This window comes from Aliiroseovarius sp. YM-037 (assembly GCF_048060095.1).
GTDB lineage: Bacteria > Pseudomonadota > Alphaproteobacteria > Rhodobacterales > Rhodobacteraceae > JBLUOA01.
This window is the reverse complement of sequence record NZ_JBLUOA010000001.1, coordinates 1,319,645-1,335,948: the sequence shown is the minus strand read 5'-3', so window position 1 is coordinate 1,335,948 and position 16,304 is coordinate 1,319,645. Positions and strand designations below refer to the sequence as shown.

General features: G+C 62.0%; 16 protein-coding genes. 3 read left to right on the top strand and 13 right to left on the bottom strand.

What is annotated here, in order from left to right:
• Window positions 1–3: 3 nt before the first annotated feature.
• The 13 genes from ACEWPJ_RS06565 to ACEWPJ_RS06505 all read right to left on the bottom strand — a co-directional run bounded on the left by ACEWPJ_RS06565 (window position 4) and on the right by ACEWPJ_RS06505 (window position 12,306).
• Window positions 4–537 (bottom strand): NuoB/complex I 20 kDa subunit family protein, encoded by a 534-nt coding sequence (locus tag ACEWPJ_RS06565; protein ID WP_416511844.1) that lies wholly within the window; start codon window positions 535–537, stop codon window positions 4–6.
• Complete coding sequence (locus ACEWPJ_RS06560) at window positions 528–893, bottom strand: NADH-quinone oxidoreductase subunit A (protein WP_416511843.1); 366 nt, start codon at window positions 891–893, stop codon at window positions 528–530. Before ACEWPJ_RS06560 ends, ACEWPJ_RS06565 begins: the two co-directional genes overlap by 10 nt.
• Before the next feature lie 160 nt (window positions 894–1,053).
• Window positions 1,054–2,262 carry an MFS transporter gene (locus ACEWPJ_RS06555; RefSeq protein WP_416511842.1) on the bottom strand — a complete coding sequence of 403 codons (1,209 nt, stop codon included), beginning with the start codon at window positions 2,260–2,262 and terminating at the stop codon, window positions 1,054–1,056.
• 106 nt (window positions 2,263–2,368) lie between these two features.
• Window positions 2,369–2,629 carry a glycine zipper 2TM domain-containing protein gene (locus ACEWPJ_RS06550; RefSeq protein ID WP_416511840.1) on the bottom strand — a complete coding sequence of 87 codons (261 nt, stop codon included), beginning with the start codon at window positions 2,627–2,629 and terminating at the stop codon, window positions 2,369–2,371.
• A gap of 71 nt (window positions 2,630–2,700) precedes the next feature.
• Complete coding sequence (locus tag ACEWPJ_RS06545) at window positions 2,701–3,483, bottom strand: crotonase/enoyl-CoA hydratase family protein (protein ID WP_416511839.1); 783 nt, start codon at window positions 3,481–3,483, stop codon at window positions 2,701–2,703.
• 16 nt (window positions 3,484–3,499) lie between these two features.
• On the bottom strand, window positions 3,500–4,351 hold the full coding sequence (locus tag ACEWPJ_RS06540) for a hydroxymethylglutaryl-CoA lyase (RefSeq protein ID WP_416511838.1): 852 nt from the start codon (window positions 4,349–4,351) through the stop codon (window positions 3,500–3,502).
• Window positions 4,344–5,006 carry a glutathione S-transferase family protein gene (locus ACEWPJ_RS06535; protein WP_416511837.1) on the bottom strand — a complete coding sequence of 221 codons (663 nt, stop codon included), beginning with the start codon at window positions 5,004–5,006 and terminating at the stop codon, window positions 4,344–4,346. The genes ACEWPJ_RS06540 and ACEWPJ_RS06535 overlap by 8 nt, the downstream gene beginning before the upstream one ends.
• Window positions 5,003–6,955 carry a biotin carboxylase N-terminal domain-containing protein gene (locus tag ACEWPJ_RS06530; RefSeq protein WP_416511835.1) on the bottom strand — a complete coding sequence of 651 codons (1,953 nt, stop codon included), beginning with the start codon at window positions 6,953–6,955 and terminating at the stop codon, window positions 5,003–5,005. The genes ACEWPJ_RS06535 and ACEWPJ_RS06530 overlap by 4 nt, the downstream gene beginning before the upstream one ends.
• Window positions 6,956–7,093: 138 nt before the next feature.
• Window positions 7,094–8,698, bottom strand: a complete 1,605-nt coding sequence (locus tag ACEWPJ_RS06525; protein WP_416511834.1) for a carboxyl transferase domain-containing protein — start codon at window positions 8,696–8,698, stop codon at window positions 7,094–7,096.
• Window positions 8,699–8,709: 11 nt separating this feature from the next.
• Entirely contained in the window at window positions 8,710–9,150 is a 441-nt protein-coding gene (locus ACEWPJ_RS06520; protein ID WP_416511833.1) for a hypothetical protein, read from the bottom strand.
• Entirely contained in the window at window positions 9,147–10,310 is a 1,164-nt protein-coding gene (locus ACEWPJ_RS06515) for an isovaleryl-CoA dehydrogenase (RefSeq protein ID WP_416511832.1), read from the bottom strand. The genes ACEWPJ_RS06520 and ACEWPJ_RS06515 overlap by 4 nt, the downstream gene beginning before the upstream one ends.
• Before the next feature lie 94 nt (window positions 10,311–10,404).
• Window positions 10,405–11,604: a DegT/DnrJ/EryC1/StrS family aminotransferase gene (locus ACEWPJ_RS06510; protein WP_416511831.1), complete on the bottom strand. Its 1,200-nt coding sequence runs from the start codon at window positions 11,602–11,604 to the stop codon at window positions 10,405–10,407.
• Window positions 11,605–11,640: 36 nt separating this feature from the next.
• Entirely contained in the window at window positions 11,641–12,306 is a 666-nt protein-coding gene (locus ACEWPJ_RS06505; protein ID WP_416511830.1) for an HAD-IA family hydrolase, read from the bottom strand.
• A gap of 125 nt (window positions 12,307–12,431) precedes the next feature.
• Here ACEWPJ_RS06505 and glmU point away from each other — a divergent pair, with 125 nt between their 5' ends.
• From glmU to ACEWPJ_RS06490, 3 genes are read left to right on the top strand one after another with little or no spacing between them, the layout of a single operon-like run.
• The gene (gene glmU / locus ACEWPJ_RS06500) at window positions 12,432–13,787 is read left to right on the top strand and encodes a bifunctional UDP-N-acetylglucosamine diphosphorylase/glucosamine-1-phosphate N-acetyltransferase GlmU (RefSeq protein WP_416511829.1); all 1,356 of its coding nucleotides are present in this window, start codon (window positions 12,432–12,434) and stop codon (window positions 13,785–13,787) included.
• Window positions 13,787–15,610, top strand: coding sequence for a glutamine--fructose-6-phosphate transaminase (isomerizing) (gene glmS / locus ACEWPJ_RS06495; RefSeq protein WP_416511828.1), 1,824 nt, complete (start codon window positions 13,787–13,789; stop codon window positions 15,608–15,610). Before glmU ends, glmS begins: the two co-directional genes overlap by 1 nt.
• The gene (locus ACEWPJ_RS06490) at window positions 15,607–16,284 is read left to right on the top strand and encodes a DNA alkylation repair protein (protein ID WP_416511826.1); all 678 of its coding nucleotides are present in this window, start codon (window positions 15,607–15,609) and stop codon (window positions 16,282–16,284) included. The genes glmS and ACEWPJ_RS06490 overlap by 4 nt, the downstream gene beginning before the upstream one ends.
• Window positions 16,285–16,304: the final 20 nt, after the last annotated feature.

Sequence of the window (16,304 nt, the reverse complement as noted above, 5' to 3'; positions counted from 1 at the left end):
GGCCTACCTCACGATGGTGCCGGTGCGGCGGATTTTGCGTTGCAGTTGCAGGATGCCGTATAGCAGCGCCTCGGCGGTCGGCGGACAGCCCGGCACGTAGATATCGACCGGCACGATCCGGTCACAGCCGCGCACCACGGAATAGCTGTAGTGGTAATAGCCGCCCCCGTTGGCGCAGGATCCCATTGAGATCACGTAGCGCGGCTCTGGCATCTGGTCGTAAACCTTGCGCAGCGCCGGGGCCATCTTGTTGGTCAACGTGCCCGCAACGATCATCAGGTCCGACTGGCGCGGGCTGGCGCGGGGCGCGGTGCCGTAGCGTTCAAGGTCATAGCGCGGCATCGACGTATGCATCATCTCAACCGCACAGCAGGCCAGCCCGAACGTCATCCAGTGCAAGCTGCCCGTGCGCGCCCAGTTAATGATGTCCTCGGTCGAGGTCAGCAGGAATCCCTTGTCCTGCAGTTCGCGGTTCAACTCCTGCGTGGCCACTTCACGGTCGGCACCCGCGGTGTTTGCAGATGTGCTCACTCCCATTCCAGTGCCCCTTTCTTCCATTCGTAGGCAAAGCCGATTGTCAGCACTGCAAGGAACACCATCATCGACCAGAACCCCACAAGGCCCACATCCTTGAAGGCCACCGCCCACGGGAACAGAAACGCGATTTCAAGGTCAAAGATGATGAACAGGATCGACACGAGGTAGAACCGCACGTCGAACTTCATCCGGGCATCGTCAAACGCGTTGAACCCGCATTCATAGGCCGACACCTTTTCCGGGTCCGGATTGCGGACCGCAAGGATCACCGCGGCGAGGATCAGAACAGCCCCGAGGGCAACTGCAAGCCCAAGGAAAATAAGGATGGGGAGGTACTCTCTCAGCAGGTCTTCCACTGTTGGCTCCTTCAGGTGGCGTCTTGGCGCGTGCCTTGGCTCATCCGGGTTTATCCCTGCACATGGGCGGGGTCAACCAAGGCCGGGGGCGAAAGGTGGTGTATTTACTGCAAAAGTTTCGGTGGAATTGTCGCTGTATACGACCAGCTGGCAACGCCGATCAGCCGTTTTCGCGGGACAGGGCGTAGGCGCGTGCGGCAATCAGTATCAGCAGGCCCCCACCGATCACAAAGGCGACTCCGACCGATGAGAAACTCGCGATCAAGGCACCAATGAACGGCGCGACCAGCAACGCGGTCGTGTTCGCAGCCTCGCTAAGCGCAGTGACGCTCGCGATCCGTTCCGGCAAGCATTCAGTCTGGATGATAGTGCGAACCGGCACGACAACCATCGCGGTGGAAAACCCGACGACGCCGAAAATGCCGATGAATACGCCAAGGGAAATATTCGCGCCGACGGCCTCAGCCGCCCCGCCAAACGCCACCGCGACACCTGAAATGAACGACCCCACCGCAATCCACAGAAACGGCCGGGCGCTTTCCTTGCCAAGACCCAGCCAGACAGAGCCCAAAACACCCCCTGCCCCGACTGCTGCTAGCGCAAGACCAAGCGCGGTTTCGTCAAACCCAAGGTCGCGGGTCAGCGGCGCGATCAGCGTGTCGTAAAAGAACATGGCGAAATACCCCGCCGCCATCAGTGACAGCGCCCCAGCCAGCACGCGATTGGACGACACCTGCCGCCACCCGGCTTTCAGCCCGCCGAACAGCGATTCCCTTCCGTTGGACTCGAGCGCGTCGCGCAGGATTGCGGGCAGCCCGACCAATAGCATCGCGGCGATCAATGATACGCAGGCGTTCAGCAGGAATACGGTGCCCGGCTCTATCACGATCAACAGTGCACCCCCGACGCCGGGCGCGACGATCTTTGACGCCTGATTGATCGCGTGGCTGATACCGTTCGCCGACATCCGACCCTCGGGCACTGTAAGCGCCTGAATTGCCGCCTGCTTTGCCGGGGTAAAGAACGCATCCACCGAACTGCGCAGCAGTATCAGCGGCAGCAACACCTGCCAACTTGGCGCAAAGGCAAGCGAAGCGGTCATCACCGCCCGGCCCAGATTGCTCGTTATCAGGACGGCCTTGATGCTGGTGCGGTCGACCAGAACTCCGGCGACCGGCCCGATCAGCACATAGGGCAGCCCCAGACACACGGCGAGCAGCGCAAAGACAATCGGCTCGGCACCCCACGTGAACGCGAGCAACGCGCCAATGGCGACGAAATCCAGCCAATCGGCAAAATCCGCAGGCAGTTGCGCCAGTAGAAGACGCCGCAGAGGTTGATTTTGAAAGGTGGAACGTAGCCCGGTCATCTGCCGCAGCTTAGCTCAGGAATAATCGGACAACCACGACCAAAACCGACCGTGACGCCAGACGAAAACCCCGGCCAGACCTTCGCCCAGCCGGGAAATCAATGTCTTATGGGCACTTCGCGACGTAGCGCTGGCCGCGAGAGTTTTCGTAGATACAGTCGCCGGGGCGGTTCGCCTGGTCGATCAGCGTGCCTGCGGCAACACCGGCCGCAGCACCGATCAGGGCGCCGCGGGTGCGGTCTTCACCGCTTGAGACTGCCGCGCCGAGTGCCGCGCCGCCTAGTCCGCTGGCGATTGCACTTTGTTCGGTGGTTTCACAACCGGCGGCAATCAGTACCAGCGGGAGTGCCAGAATCGTCTTTTTCATATGATCCTCCGTTCATTGAGATCACGAAGCAACGCACGGTCTGATGAAAGGTTCCAGAGGCGCGGCGGAACCTACGCTACCCAAGCAGGTTTTCGCTTATCAAAGAACGCGCTGATCCCTTCGGCAGACTCAGGGCTGCTCCACCGTCCGGCGAGCGCCCCGATGGTGTCATCTATAACCGCTTCCGAGATTTCGGGGCTAAGCGCGCGGACCAGCGCCTTGGCGTCACCCACCGCCCCCGGTGCGCAGTTCAGGTAAGGTGCGACTTCGGCCTCGACCGCTGCGTCCAGATCCTCCGGCGCGACGGCTTTCGCCAGCAATCCGAGCGTCACCGCCTCGACGCTGTCAAAAATCCGGGCGGACATAAAGACCCGCCGCGCCATCGCCTCCCCCATCCGGGCCACGACATAGGGGCCGATCGTCGCCGGGATCAGACCCAGCCGCGTTTCGGTCAGCCCGAACTTCGCGCCGGTCACGCCGATGGCTACATCACAAACAGACATCATCCCAATGCCACCGCCGAACGCCTGCCCCTGCACCCGCCCGATCAACGGCTTCCGCATGGTGTTCATCGCCTGCAACATCTCGGCCAGTTTGCGGGCCTTCAGCATCCGGGTCGTCGGGTCTGCCTCAACCTGTTCCTGCATCCAGCGCAGATCGCCGCCAGCGCAAAAGCTTTTGCCCGCTCCGGTCAGGATCACCACGCGAACGCTTGCGTCCGCCCCAAGCTTTCCCGCCGCGTCGGTCAATTCAACCAGCATCTCCTCAGACAGCGCGTTGTGCTTGTCTTCGCGCGATAGGGTCAGCGTCGCAACGCCCCGCGCGTCGGTGTCGATCTTCAGCGTGTTATACATCGGTCTGCCCTATCCATCAGGCCCGCAAGGCCCGCGCCATATCAGCCGCTTTGGCCAGCACATCGGCATCAAGCCGCGTTTCATATCCGAGAGTGTCCAGATGCGCGGCCACAGCCTCCGTCGCGACGTTCCCCGCCGCGCCGGGCGCGTAAGGACAGCCGCCAAGCCCCCCCACGGCCGCATCGAACACCCGCACCCCCAGCGACAGCGACGCGTCGATATTGTCGAGCGCCCTCCCCCCGGTGTCGTGGTAATGCCCCGAAATCCGGTGGATCGGCACGACCTCCCGCACCGCAAGCAGCATCCGCGCGATGCTGTCCGGGGTCGCCTTCCCGATCGTGTCGCCCAGCGATACCTCGTAGCAGCCCATCGCGAACAGGGCGCTGGCGACCTCTGCGACCTTCTCAGGCGGCGTCGGGCCGTCATAGGGGCAATCCGTCACGCACGACACGTAACCCCGCACCGGCAGGTCGATATGGCGCGCGGCTTCAACCACCGGGCGGAACCGTTCAAGGCTCTCCTCAATCGTCGCGTTGATGTTGGCCTTTGAAAATCCTTCCGAGGCGGAGCCGAATATCGCGATCTCGTCGACCTTGGCCGCCACGGCCGCCTCGTACCCCTTCATGTTGGGGGTAAGGGCCGCATAGTTCACGCCGCCTTCGCGCTTGATCCCGGCCAGCACCTCGGCGCTATCGGCCATCTGCGGCACCCATTTCGGCGACACGAACGACGCGACCTCGATCCGCTGGAACCCCGCGCGGCTCAGGCAGTCGATCAGCGCGATCTTGTCCTCTGTTTCAATCTCGCCCTCTTCGTTCTGCAACCCGTCGCGCGGGCCGACCTCGAAGATTTCGACATATTCAGCCATTCGGCACCTCATAAAATTCCTGGGCATAAAGCAATCGCGCACCGTCCGGCGGAAGCGCCTTGGCAAATGACGGACGGGCCGAGAAACTCTGCCAATAGGCGCGTGTCTTGGGCAGATCGTCAAGGCGAACAAAGTGCTGCCCAACATAAAGACCATAAGCGACCGCACAATCGACCGCCGAAAACCCGCCCGCCAGCAGCCAATCGCGCCCATCGGCAAGCTGCGCCTCGATCCGTTCGATCACCTTGGCCAACCGCTTCGCCTCTAGTTTCATCACGGTGGGCGAACGCATCCAGTCTTCGTAAAGCATGATGTGGGATTGGGTCAGGTTCGCGCAGTGCTGCCCCATCGTTTCGGCATAGTGCAACCAGTCGAGCCACTCTGCCCGCTCCGCATGGTCCGCCGCGCGGCCAAGCCCGGCCTCGGGAAACCGTTCGGCCAGCAGTTCCAGCATCGCGCCGCTTTCCAGCATCACCTGCCCGTCAATCTCAAGCGCGGGCACACGCCCCGCTGGGCTGACGGCTAAGAACGCCTCGGATCGCATTGATTTATCGAAGAAATCATGCACGACAAGATCATATTCGACGCCCAACTCCTCCAGCATCCAGATCACCCGCATCGACCGGGTCTGGTGCGCATGGTGCAGGCGGATCATGCTGCGGCGTCCTCGGCATCTTCCAGACGGATCAGCGCCGCGCCCGCCTCGACCTGCGATCCGGCCTCGGCCAGCACTTCGGCCACCGTGCCGTCCCGCGCGGCCAGCAGCGCGTGCTCCATCTTCATCGCTTCCAGCACAGCAAGCCTGTCACCCTTCGAAACCGTCGCCCCGGCCTTCACATAGACCGCCTTGACCAGCCCCGGCATCGGCGCTTCGATCAGGTTGCCATCACCGGACGCATGAGCATCGCGATCCAGCGGATCAATCCGTTCAAAATGATAGCCATTGCTCCAGAACACGCTGACCGCATCGCCCAGCTGCACGACGCGGGCCGGAACCTTGGCGTCATCGACACGCCAGCCGTCGCCGACCCGTTCGACCTGGTGTTCGGCCTCGTCGATCTCCACGCGGAACCTGGTCGGTGACAGCGTCGTCACCCGTGCCGCGATCTCATCTTCCCGGAACCGGAACTGGATCGTCTGCGCCACCGGCGACCACAGCGCGAACCCCGCAAGGTCGCCCTGCGCCCGGTCAAGCCCGGCAAACCCCAACGCCGCCACCGACCGCGCGCGGGAACACGGGACCGGATCAACCGCCAGCGTTTCTAGATTGCGGTCAATCAGGCCGGTATCAACCTCGCCCGCTTTGAACCCCTCGTGCCGCGTCAACGCCCTGAGAAAGCCAAGGTTCGTGACCGACCCCGCGACCTCCGTCGTGGCCAGCGCCTGCTCCATCTGCGCAAGCGCGATGGCGCGGGTCGGGCCGTGGGTGACGAGCTTCGCAATCATTGGATCGTAAAACGGCGAAATCGTATCCCCAGCCCGCACGCCACTATCGGCCCGCGCCCCTTCGGGAAACTTCAGATGAGTCAGCGTCCCCGTCGCGGGCAAAAACCCCTTTGGCACGTCCTCAGCATATAGTCGCGCCTCAAACGAATGGCCCTTGATCGTCAGATCGTCCTGCGCTTTCGGCAAAGCCTCCCCGCTCGCCACACGCAATTGCCATTCGACCAAATCGACGCCCGTGATCGCCTCCGTCACCGGATGTTCGACCTGAAGACGCGTGTTCATCTCCATGAACCAGAACCCGTCGGGGCGCAGCCCGTCCGAGCCATCGACGATGAACTCCACCGTCCCCGCGCCGGAATAGCCAATCGCTTCCGCCGCGCGAACGCCAGCGGCCCCCATCGCCTCGCGCATTTCGGCGGTCATACCGGGCGCGGGCGCCTCTTCGATCACCTTCTGGTGGCGGCGTTGCAGCGAACAATCCCGTTCAAACAAATGTACGGCTTTGGAGCCGTCGCCAAACACCTGAACCTCAATATGTCGGGGCGAGGTGATGTATTTCTCGATCAACACATCCGCATTGCCAAACGCGGTTTTCGCCTCGCCTTGCGCACTTTCCAGCGCGTCCAGAAAATCCCCGGCCTTTTCGACCAACCGCATCCCCTTGCCGCCGCCCCCGGCAACCGCCTTGATCAGAACCGGATAGCCGATCTTCTCCGCCTCGGCCTTCAGGTGATCGCTGCCCTGCTCCGCCCCGTGATAGCCGGGAACGACGGGCACGCCGGCCTCCTCCATCAGCTTTTTCGCGGCATCCTTCAGCCCCATCGCCCGGATCGCCTTCGCCGACGGTCCGATAAACACCAACCCGGCCTTCTCAACCGCATCGACGAAATCAGGGTTCTCCGACAAAAAGCCATAGCCCGGATGGATTGCCTGCGCTCCGGTCGCCTTGGCTGCCTCAATGATCCGGTCGCCCAAAAGGTAACTCTCCGCCGGGGCGGGCGGGCCGATATGCACGGCTTCGTCCGCCATCTCGACATGCTTCGCCGCCCGATCCGCGTCCGAATACACCGCGGCCGTTTTCACACCCAGCCGATGCGCCGTTTCCATCACCCGGCACGCAATCTCGCCCCGGTTCGCGATCAGGATTTTAGTGAACATTCCGCAGCCCCACCATTTTCCAAAAATATCCCCGCCGAAGGCGGAAAACTCTGTTCTTCATCGGCCAAAGCAAAGTGTATGCACATCATGTGCACACGTTGTGCATAGATTGCCGACATCGTCTGCACGCCGATTTCATCACATCCGAAACACGCCAAAGCGCGTCTCTTCAATCGGGGCGTTCAGCGCCGCAGACAGGCTCAGCGCCAGCACATCACGGCTTTTGCGCGGGTCGATCACCCCGTCATCCCACAACCTCGCAGAGGCATAGAGCGGGTGCGATTGCTCCTCGAACATTTCAATCGTCGGGCGCTTGAATTCGGCCTCGTCCTCAGCACTCCAGCTGCCTCCAGCCCGCTCAATCGCGTCGCGTTTTACGGTCGCGAGGACCCCTGCAGCCTGCTCTCCGCCCATCACCGAAATCCGGCTGTTCGGCCAAGACCACATGAAGCGTGGCTGGTAAGCCCTTCCCGCCATTCCATAATTCCCGGCCCCGAAACTGCCGCCGACAACCATCGTGATCTTCGGCACGCTGGTTGTGGCCACCGCAGTCACCATCTTCGCCCCATGCCGTGCTATACCTTCGTTCTCATACTTCCGGCCGACCATGAAGCCCGTGATGTTCTGCAGGAAGACAAGCGGGATCTTCCGTTGCGAACACAGTTCGATGAAATGCGCGCCCTTCTGCGCCGCTTCGGAAAACAGCACGCCGTTGTTGGCGATGATGCCCACCGGGCAACCCTTCAGATGCGCGAAGCCGGTAACCAAAGTCTCCCCGAACCGGGGTTTGAACTCATCGAACCGCGACCCGTCCACAAGCCGCGCGATCACCTCGCGAATGTCATAAGGCGTGCGCAGATCCACAGGCACGACGCCGAGGATTTCTTCGGGATCATAAGCCGGTTCCTCAGGGTTTCGCCAATCGACCGTCGTGGGTTTCGCGCGGTTCAGGCTCTCCACCGCCCGGCGGGCCAGCGCCAGCGCGTGGGTGTCATCCTCCGCCAGATAATCCGCAACGCCAGAGAGGCGCGTGTGCACATCTCCGCCGCCGAGGTCTTCGCTGGTCACAACCTCCCCCGTCGCGGCCTTGACCAACGGGGGGCCGGCAAGGAAGATAGTGCCTTGTTCTTTCACAATAATCGTCACATCCGACATCGCCGGAACATACGCCCCACCTGCCGTGCAAGACCCCATCACGACAGCGATCTGTGGGATACCCTTCGCGCTCATCCGCGCCTGGTTGTAGAAGATGCGGCCGAAATGGTCGCGGTCTGGAAACACCTCGTCCTGATTGGGCAGGTTCGCCCCGCCACTATCGACGAGGTAAATGCACGGCAGGTGGTTTTCCTCGGCAATCTCCTGCGCCCTTAGGTGTTTCTTAACGGTCATGGGGTAATAAGTGCCACCTTTCACCGTGGCGTCGTTGCAGACGACCATGACTTCTTGACCATGCACACGCCCGATCCCGGCGATCACACCAGCACAGGGGGCAGCGCCGCCATACATGCCATGCGCCGCCGTCGCGCCGACTTCCAGAAAGGGAGAGCCGGGGTCGAGCAGGTTCGCCACCCGTTCCCGCGGCAGCATCTTGCCCCGAGAAATATGGCGGTCTCGCGACTTCTCCCCGCCACCAGCGGCCGCGAGGGCCGCAGCTTCGGAGATGGCTTCAAGCGCCTCTAGATGCGTTTCACGACGGCGCTGGAAATCTGCGGAGTTGGTGAGGGTTTGGGATTGGAGTTTCATGCTGTTCTCTCTCATTCAACGCCGGTCTGTACCGCGAGGCCGCGGGCAAATTGATACTTCCAAGCAGCGGTGGCTGCATCGCATCCCGGATAGGAACCGTCCTCCTGCGCGCAAAGCGGCAGGCCTTCTCCGGTCATTGCGCTTTTGTAGCGCTCCGCGAACAAATCGCGCTCGATCTCGTTCGTCCCAAACTCACTCGGTATCGACGCAAGAAGGCGCGTCGTTTCGTCGTTCATCACCTGCACAACCGCCTCTGCGCAAGCTTGGGGAGAGTTCGCGTGTTCGCAGACATTATAGACGTTCTGGCTACAGTACGACGCCGCAAGCCTTGGACGCGCATCAGAATTGGCAGCTTCCATGCAATTCTCCAGCCAAGCTATTGCAAAAGGTTCAGCCACGCCGTGGCTGGGCATCGTTACACACAAAAGGCCAATCAGAACGAACTTCTTCACCCCATCGCCCCCATCATCTCCCGACCGATCAGCATCCGCCGGATCTCGCTCGTGCCCGCGCCGATCTCCATCAGTTTCGCGTCGCGGAAGATGCGGCTGACGGCGCTGTCGTTCATGAACCCGGCCCCGCCCATCGCCTGCACTGCCTGATGCGCCTGCACCATCGCCTGCTCAGACGCGTAGAGCACGCAGGCCGCCGCGTCCTGCCGCGTCACCTGCCCGCGGTCGCATGCCTTGGCGACCTCGTAAACATAGGCGCGGGCGGAGTTCATGGCGGTATACATATCCGCGATCTTGCCCTGCATCAGTTGGAAGTTCCCGATCGGCTGGCCGAACTGCTTGCGTTCGTTGAGGTAGGGCATGATTTCGTCGAGGCACGCCGCCATGATGCCCGTGCCGATGCCCGACAGCACCACCCGTTCAAAGTCGAGGCCCGACATCAGGACGCGCACGCCCTTGCCTTCCTCGCCCAGCACGTTTTCGAAGGGCACTTCGACGTCTTCAAACACCAATTCCGCCGTGTTCGATCCGCGCATCCCCAACTTGTCGAAATGCGGCGAGGTCGAAAATCCCTTCATCGATTTCTCGATCAGGAAGGCCGTCATACCCTTACTGCCAGCGTCGGGGTCGGTCTTGGCGTAAACCACCAGCGTTTCCGCGTCGGGGCCGTTGGTGATCCAGTATTTCGTGCCGTTAAGGGTGTAGTAGCCGTTCTTTTTCTCGGCCTTCAACTTCATCCCGACCACGTCGGAGCCGGCCCCCGCTTCGGACATGGCAAGCGCCCCGACATGTTCACCGGATACGAGCCCCGGCAGGTATTTCTGCTTCTGCTCCGCAGTGCCGTTCAACTTGATTTGGTTGACGCAAAGGTTCGAATGCGCCCCATAGGACAGAGAGACAGAGGCCGAGGCCCGCGCAATCTCCTCCACCGCGATGACATGCGCGAGGTAGCCCATATCGGCGCCGCCAAACTCCTCGGGCACGGTGATGCCAAGCAGGCCGAGTTCACCCATTTCCTGCCACAGTTCGGGGGGGAATTCGTTCTTCTCGTCAATTTCCGCCGCTATCGGTTTGACCCGTTCCTGCGCCCAACGGTGCACCATGTCGCGCAGTGCATTCACTTCTTCCCCAAGGTCGAACGTCATTGTGGCGTTGAACATCGCAGTTTCTCCGGTGGCAGGTTTATTGAACAGTTGTTCAGTTAATCGCAGAAGAAGTGAGTCGGGTCAAGAACCACAGGCAAAGTGGCGCGGCCTAGGCGGCCTGATAAACGGCGCTGACCTCTTCGCGGACGATCCGCGCGATCTGGGCGCAGTCGTCGAGCGAAAACGTCAAAGGCAGGCGCATGTCCACGATGCCCTTCAGGACGCGGTCGGTTGCGGGCATCCGTTCGGTCGGGGCATAGCGCCAACTGTCGTAGCGCGAGGTGAAGCCCGTCGGCTCCGCCCCGCCGAACCATTTGAGTTCGACGCCACGCGCCGCGCAGCGGTCGATCACGTCGCCGACAGCCGTGTCGGTCCAGTCTAGCAGCAGGAACTGGTAGGACGAGGCGACGAAAGCCTCGGCCTTTGGTCGCACGACAAGGGTCAGGCCGGGGGTGTTCCGCAAGCCGTCTTCGACCATCCTGTAGCGGTCGTTCCACGCGGCGCATTGGCTGTCGAGGCTGCGCAATTGCGGGCGCAGGATCGCGGCGCGCAGGTTGTCCATCCGCCCCGACACGTTCGGAGTGACATAGCGGATATCTTCGAATGCCTCGGGCGGCGGCGCGGCGCGGTGGCGGGCGTAGAGCATGTAGCTGCCCGACAGCACCACCGCCCGCGCCATGAGGTCCGCATCGTCGGAGATCAGCAATCCCCCCTCGCCCGAATTCATGTGCTTGTAGGTCTGGGTCGAATAACAGGCCATCACGCCGTGCCGCCCCGACAGCACCCCGTTCCAGCGCGCGCCCATCGTGTGGGCGCAATCCTCGACTACCTGAACGCCGGCTTCGTTACACAGCGCCATCAATGCGTCCATGTCGCAAAGGTGGCCGCGCATATGGCTCAGCATCAGGATACGCGCGCCCGTCACCGCGATTTTCGCCGCGAGGTCGTCAAGGTCGATCACCAACCCTTCGTTGACGCCAACAAAGACCGGCACCGCCCCAACGCTCGCGATCGCACCGGGCACGGGGGCGAGTGTGAAGGCGTTGGTCAGCACCTTTTCCCCCGGCGCGACGCCCAGCGCACGGAGCGACGTCGCCAACGCATAGCCGCCCGACGCGACCGCAAGGCAGTATTTCGCGCCCATATAGGCGGCGAATTCTTCTTCCAGCAGCGCGGTTTCCGCGACCTCGCCATCGGCCACGTTGTAGCGGTGCAACCGCCCATGACGCAGGACGTTCAACGCCGCTTCGATTCCATCGTCAGGGATCGGTTCCTGCTGGGTGAATGACCCTTGGAATACGTCAGACATGAACGCTCCTCTGCGGTTGGCGGTATCGGGCGCGCCTCATCCGATTAACCGGGCAACGACCTCTGGTAAGTCGTCATAGTGGGCAAGCAGCGCCTCGGGCTCAAGCGCAGATACGGCGTCGCCATCCGGGCCGAAGGTCACGAGCACTGACGCAACACCCGCCGCCCGAGCGGTTTCCCGGTCCGTGACAGTGTCGCCCACCAGCAGCGATTGTTCCGCGACGCCCCGCGCGCGGGTTACAGCCTCAAAATACGGGGCGGGGTCGGGTTTTCGCACCGGCAGCGTGTCGGCACCGACCAGAGATCCGAACAAACCACGCACCCCAAGGCGGGTCATCAGCAGTTCTGCCAGACGTTCCGGCTTGTTCGTGCAGATCGCGGTGCGATAGCCGTCTTCCAAAAGCTGTTCGATGGCCGACACCATTCCGGGGTAAAGCGTCGTGTGCGTGTCAATCGCGCCTGCGTAAGCCTCAAGTAAAATTGGGTATTGTGTGTCAATATCGCCCGTTTGCGCCGCGCCGTTCAGCCGTTCGAATCCCAGTTTCAGCATCGCCCGCCCGCCCTGAAAGGCGGTCGAACGATCCGTTACCGGATCAAGCACGTCGCCATGCCCCAGCCCTTGAAAACAGGCGTTTGCCGCCGCGATCAGGTCCGCGCCCGTATCCGCGAGCGTTCCGTCCAGATCGAAAACCACCGTTCGCATCGTGTCCCTTTCAGCAAATTCTCGCCGCGTGCCTGAAATGTTGCGTAAAGACATGTGAAGGTTCAGCACTTGCCAAGCCCCCAAGGACGGATAAAACGGGCGCGAACAGAATAAAAGGGGCTTCGATGCCAGTCAGCGTGATCATTCTCGCCGCCGGACAGGGAACGCGGATGAATTCCGACCTTCCCAAAGTGCTGCACCCGCTTGCGGGCGCACCACTATTGGCCCACGCAATGCAATCCGCACAGGCGCTGTCGCCTGAACGTATGGTCGTGGTCGCAGGACACGGGGCCGAGGCGGTCGAAAAAGCGGCACAGGCCCATGATCCGGCGGCTGTCATGGTCCGTCAGGACAAGCAACTCGGCACCGGACACGCGGTTTTGCAGGCGAAAGACGCCTTGGCCGATGTGGACGGTAACGCCATCGTGCTGTTTGGCGATACACCGTTTATCCAATCTGAAACTCTACAGGCGATGATGGACGCGCGCGCCAAGCACGATGTTGTCGTGTTGGGGTTCGAGCCTGCTGACGCAAAACGCTATGGTCGTCTGGTCATGTCCGGCGACACGCTGGAACGCATTGTCGAATTCAAAGACGCCTCCGACGAAGAACGCGCCATCACGCTCTGCAACGGCGGTGTCGTCGCAGCCGACAGCGCCACCCTGTTTGATCTGCTGTCCGCCGTGACCAATGACAACGCCTCGGGCGAATACTACCTGACCGACATCATCGGCATAGCCCGCGGTCATGGCCTCTCCGCCACCGCCGTGATCTGCGATGAGGCTGAAACCCAAGGCATCAACACCCGCGCCGAACTCGCGCAGGCTGAGGCGACCTTGCAAAGCCGCCTGCGCGCCGAAGCGCTCGATAACGGTGTCACCCTGACTGCGCCGGATACCGTGTTCTTTGCCCATGACACCGCGATTGGCCGGGACTCGGTAATTGAACCCAACGTCGTCTTCGGCCCCGGTGTGACCGTTGAATCCGGCGCGACGATCCGGGCGTTCAGCCATCTTGAAGGGTGCCATGTATCGCAAGGCGCAATCGTCGGCCCCTATGCCCGCCTGCGCCCCGGTGCGGAACTGTCCGAGGGATCACGGGTCGGCAACTTTGTCGAGATGAAAAACGCCACGCTTGGCGAAGGCGCAAAGGTCAATCACCTGTCCTATATCGGCGATGCGTCGGTAGGGACGGGCACGAATATTGGTGCGGGAACGATCACCTGCAACTACGATGGCGTGATGAAACATCAGACCACCATCGGCGAACGCGTCTTTATCGGGTCGAACACCATGCTTGTCGCGCCCGTCACGGTCGCGGACGAAGCGATGACGGCCAGCGGCTCCGTCATTACAAAGGATGTTGAGGAAGGCGCACTGGCCGTTGCCCGTGCCCGGCAAGAGGTCAAGCCCGGTCTTGCCCGCAAGCTTTTCAAAACGCTCAGGGCCGCCAAAGAAAAACGTCAGAAAGAGGTGAAGTAATGTGCGGCATCGTAGGGGTTCTCGGCCATCATGAGGCCGCGCCGATTATTGTTGAGGCGCTAAAACGGCTCGAATATCGCGGCTATGACAGCGCGGGGATCGCGACCGTATCCGACGGCACGCTTGATCGTCGCCGCGCGGTGGGCAAGCTGGTCAATCTGTCGGACCTTCTGGTCCACGATCCTCTGCCCGGCAAGGCCGGCATCGGCCACACCCGCTGGGCCACCCATGGCGCACCGTCCGTCGGCAATGCGCATCCACATCAGGCGGGCCCGGTTGCTGTGGTTCATAACGGCATCATCGAAAACTTCCGCACCCTGCGCGAAGAACTCGCCGGCCACGGCATCAACTTCGAAACCGAAACGGATACCGAAACCGTCGCCCTGCTGACGCAGCACCACATGGCGCAAGGTATGGCTCCGCGCGAGGCTGCAACAGCTACCATCGCCAAACTCGAAGGCGCGTTCGCCCTTTGCTTCCTGTTTCACGGCGAAGAAGATCTGCTGATTGCCGCGCGCAAAGGCTCTCCCCTTGCCATCGGGCACGGGGATGGCGAAATGTTCGTCGGCTCTGACGCCATCGCGCTTGCGCCGATGACCGACAGCATCACCTACCTCGAAGAAGGCGACCGCGCCGTCATCACCCGCGACTCGGTTGAGATTTTCGACGCCAAGGGCAATCGCGCGAACCGTCCGATGAAAACCATCCAGATAGACGCAACCCGCGTCGAAAAGGGCGGGCACAAACACTTCATGGCAAAGGAAATCGCGGAACAACCCACGGTTCTGGGCGATGCGATCTCGCGTTTCCTGTCGGAGGACGGGCGGGACATCACGTTGCCTATGGGCGACCTCGACCTGTCGAAATATGACCGCATCCTGATGGTCGCTTGCGGCACGGCCTATTACGCCTGCCTGACGGCGAAATACTGGTTCGAACAGCTTGCCCGCCTTCCCGTCGAAATCGACATCGCATCGGAATTCCGCTACCGCGAACCGCCGATCCCGGCCCGCACGCTCGCGATCTTTGTCAGCCAGTCGGGCGAAACCGCCGATACGCTCGCCGCCCTGCGCTACTGCACAGACAGGGCGGAAACCGTGCTATCCGTCGTAAACGTCCCCGAAAGCTCCATCGCGCGGGAAAGCGATCTGCATTTGCCAATCCTCGCTGGCGTCGAAATCGGCGTCGCCTCAACCAAGGCGTTCACCTGTCAGCTTAATGTCCTCGCCCTGCTTGCCCTCAAAGCGGCCAGCGATCGCGGAGAGATCGACGCAGATACCCGCGCGGGCCATTTGTCGGCCCTGCGCAACCTGCCCGGCCTGATGAACCACGCGCTCAGCCAAGCGGATGAGATGAAGGCAGCGGCCCGCAAGCTCGCCCAAGCGCAGGATGTGCTGTTCCTTGGCCGCGGCACGATGTTCCCGATGGCACTGGAAGGCGCATTGAAACTGAAAGAAATCAGCTACATACACGCCGAAGGTTACGCATCAGGCGAACTGAAACACGGCCCCATCGCCTTAATCGACAAAAAGGTGCCCGTCGTCGTCCTCGCGCCGTCCGACTCCCTGTTCGACAAGACCGTGTCGAACATGCAAGAGGTTCTGGCTCGCGGTGGCAAGGTCATCCTCGTGACAGACCGCAAAGGGGCGGAGGAAGCAGGCGGCGAAGCGTGGCAGACGATCATCCTGCCCGAAGTACCTGAATTGCTGGCCCCCATCCTCTACGCCATTCCGGCGCAACTGCTGGCCTACTACACCGCCGTCGCCAAGGGCACCGATGTTGACCAACCCCGGAACCTCGCCAAATCCGTCACCGTCGAATGACGCCGGAGGAGGCGATTGCCGAACTCACCGCCCATGCGCGGCCCGGAAAGGCGGCGGATGTGGCAGCCTATCACAAGGTCGACCGCCCCTATCTGGGCGTTGCCGTCCCCGACATCGACGCGGCGCAGAAGCGATGGCGCAAGGTCCTCGACGTGCCGCAGCGGGTCGAACTGGCCGACGCGCTGTGGAAAACAAATATCCATGAGGCCCGCGTCGCCGCCTCAAAACTGCTCACCCAAGCGCGGCTTCGCCCGGACGACGCAGCATGGGCGCTGATCCAAAGCTGGGTGCCAGACTTTGACGCCTGGGCCATTGCCGATCACGCCGTCAGTGCCGGACAGCGACGCGTCCAAGCCGATCTCTCACGGATCGACACTGTCGAAGGCTGGACGACGTCCGATCACCTCTGGACCCGCCGTGCCGCACTGGTCATCACCCTACCGTGGACGAAGCAGAACCACCCGAAACCCGAAGACCTCATGATCCGCGACCGGGTGCTCGGCTGGGCTGCGTCCTATGTCGATGATCGCCAGTGGTTCATCCAGAAAGCCATCGCATGGTGGCTGCGCGAACTTTCGAAACACGATCCCGACCGCACCCGCGCCTTTCTGGAACGCTACGGTGACCGCATGAAACCCTTTGCCCGGAAAGAGGCAGGCAAATACCTGCCCTAGCGCCCCGCGCTTCATCTTGC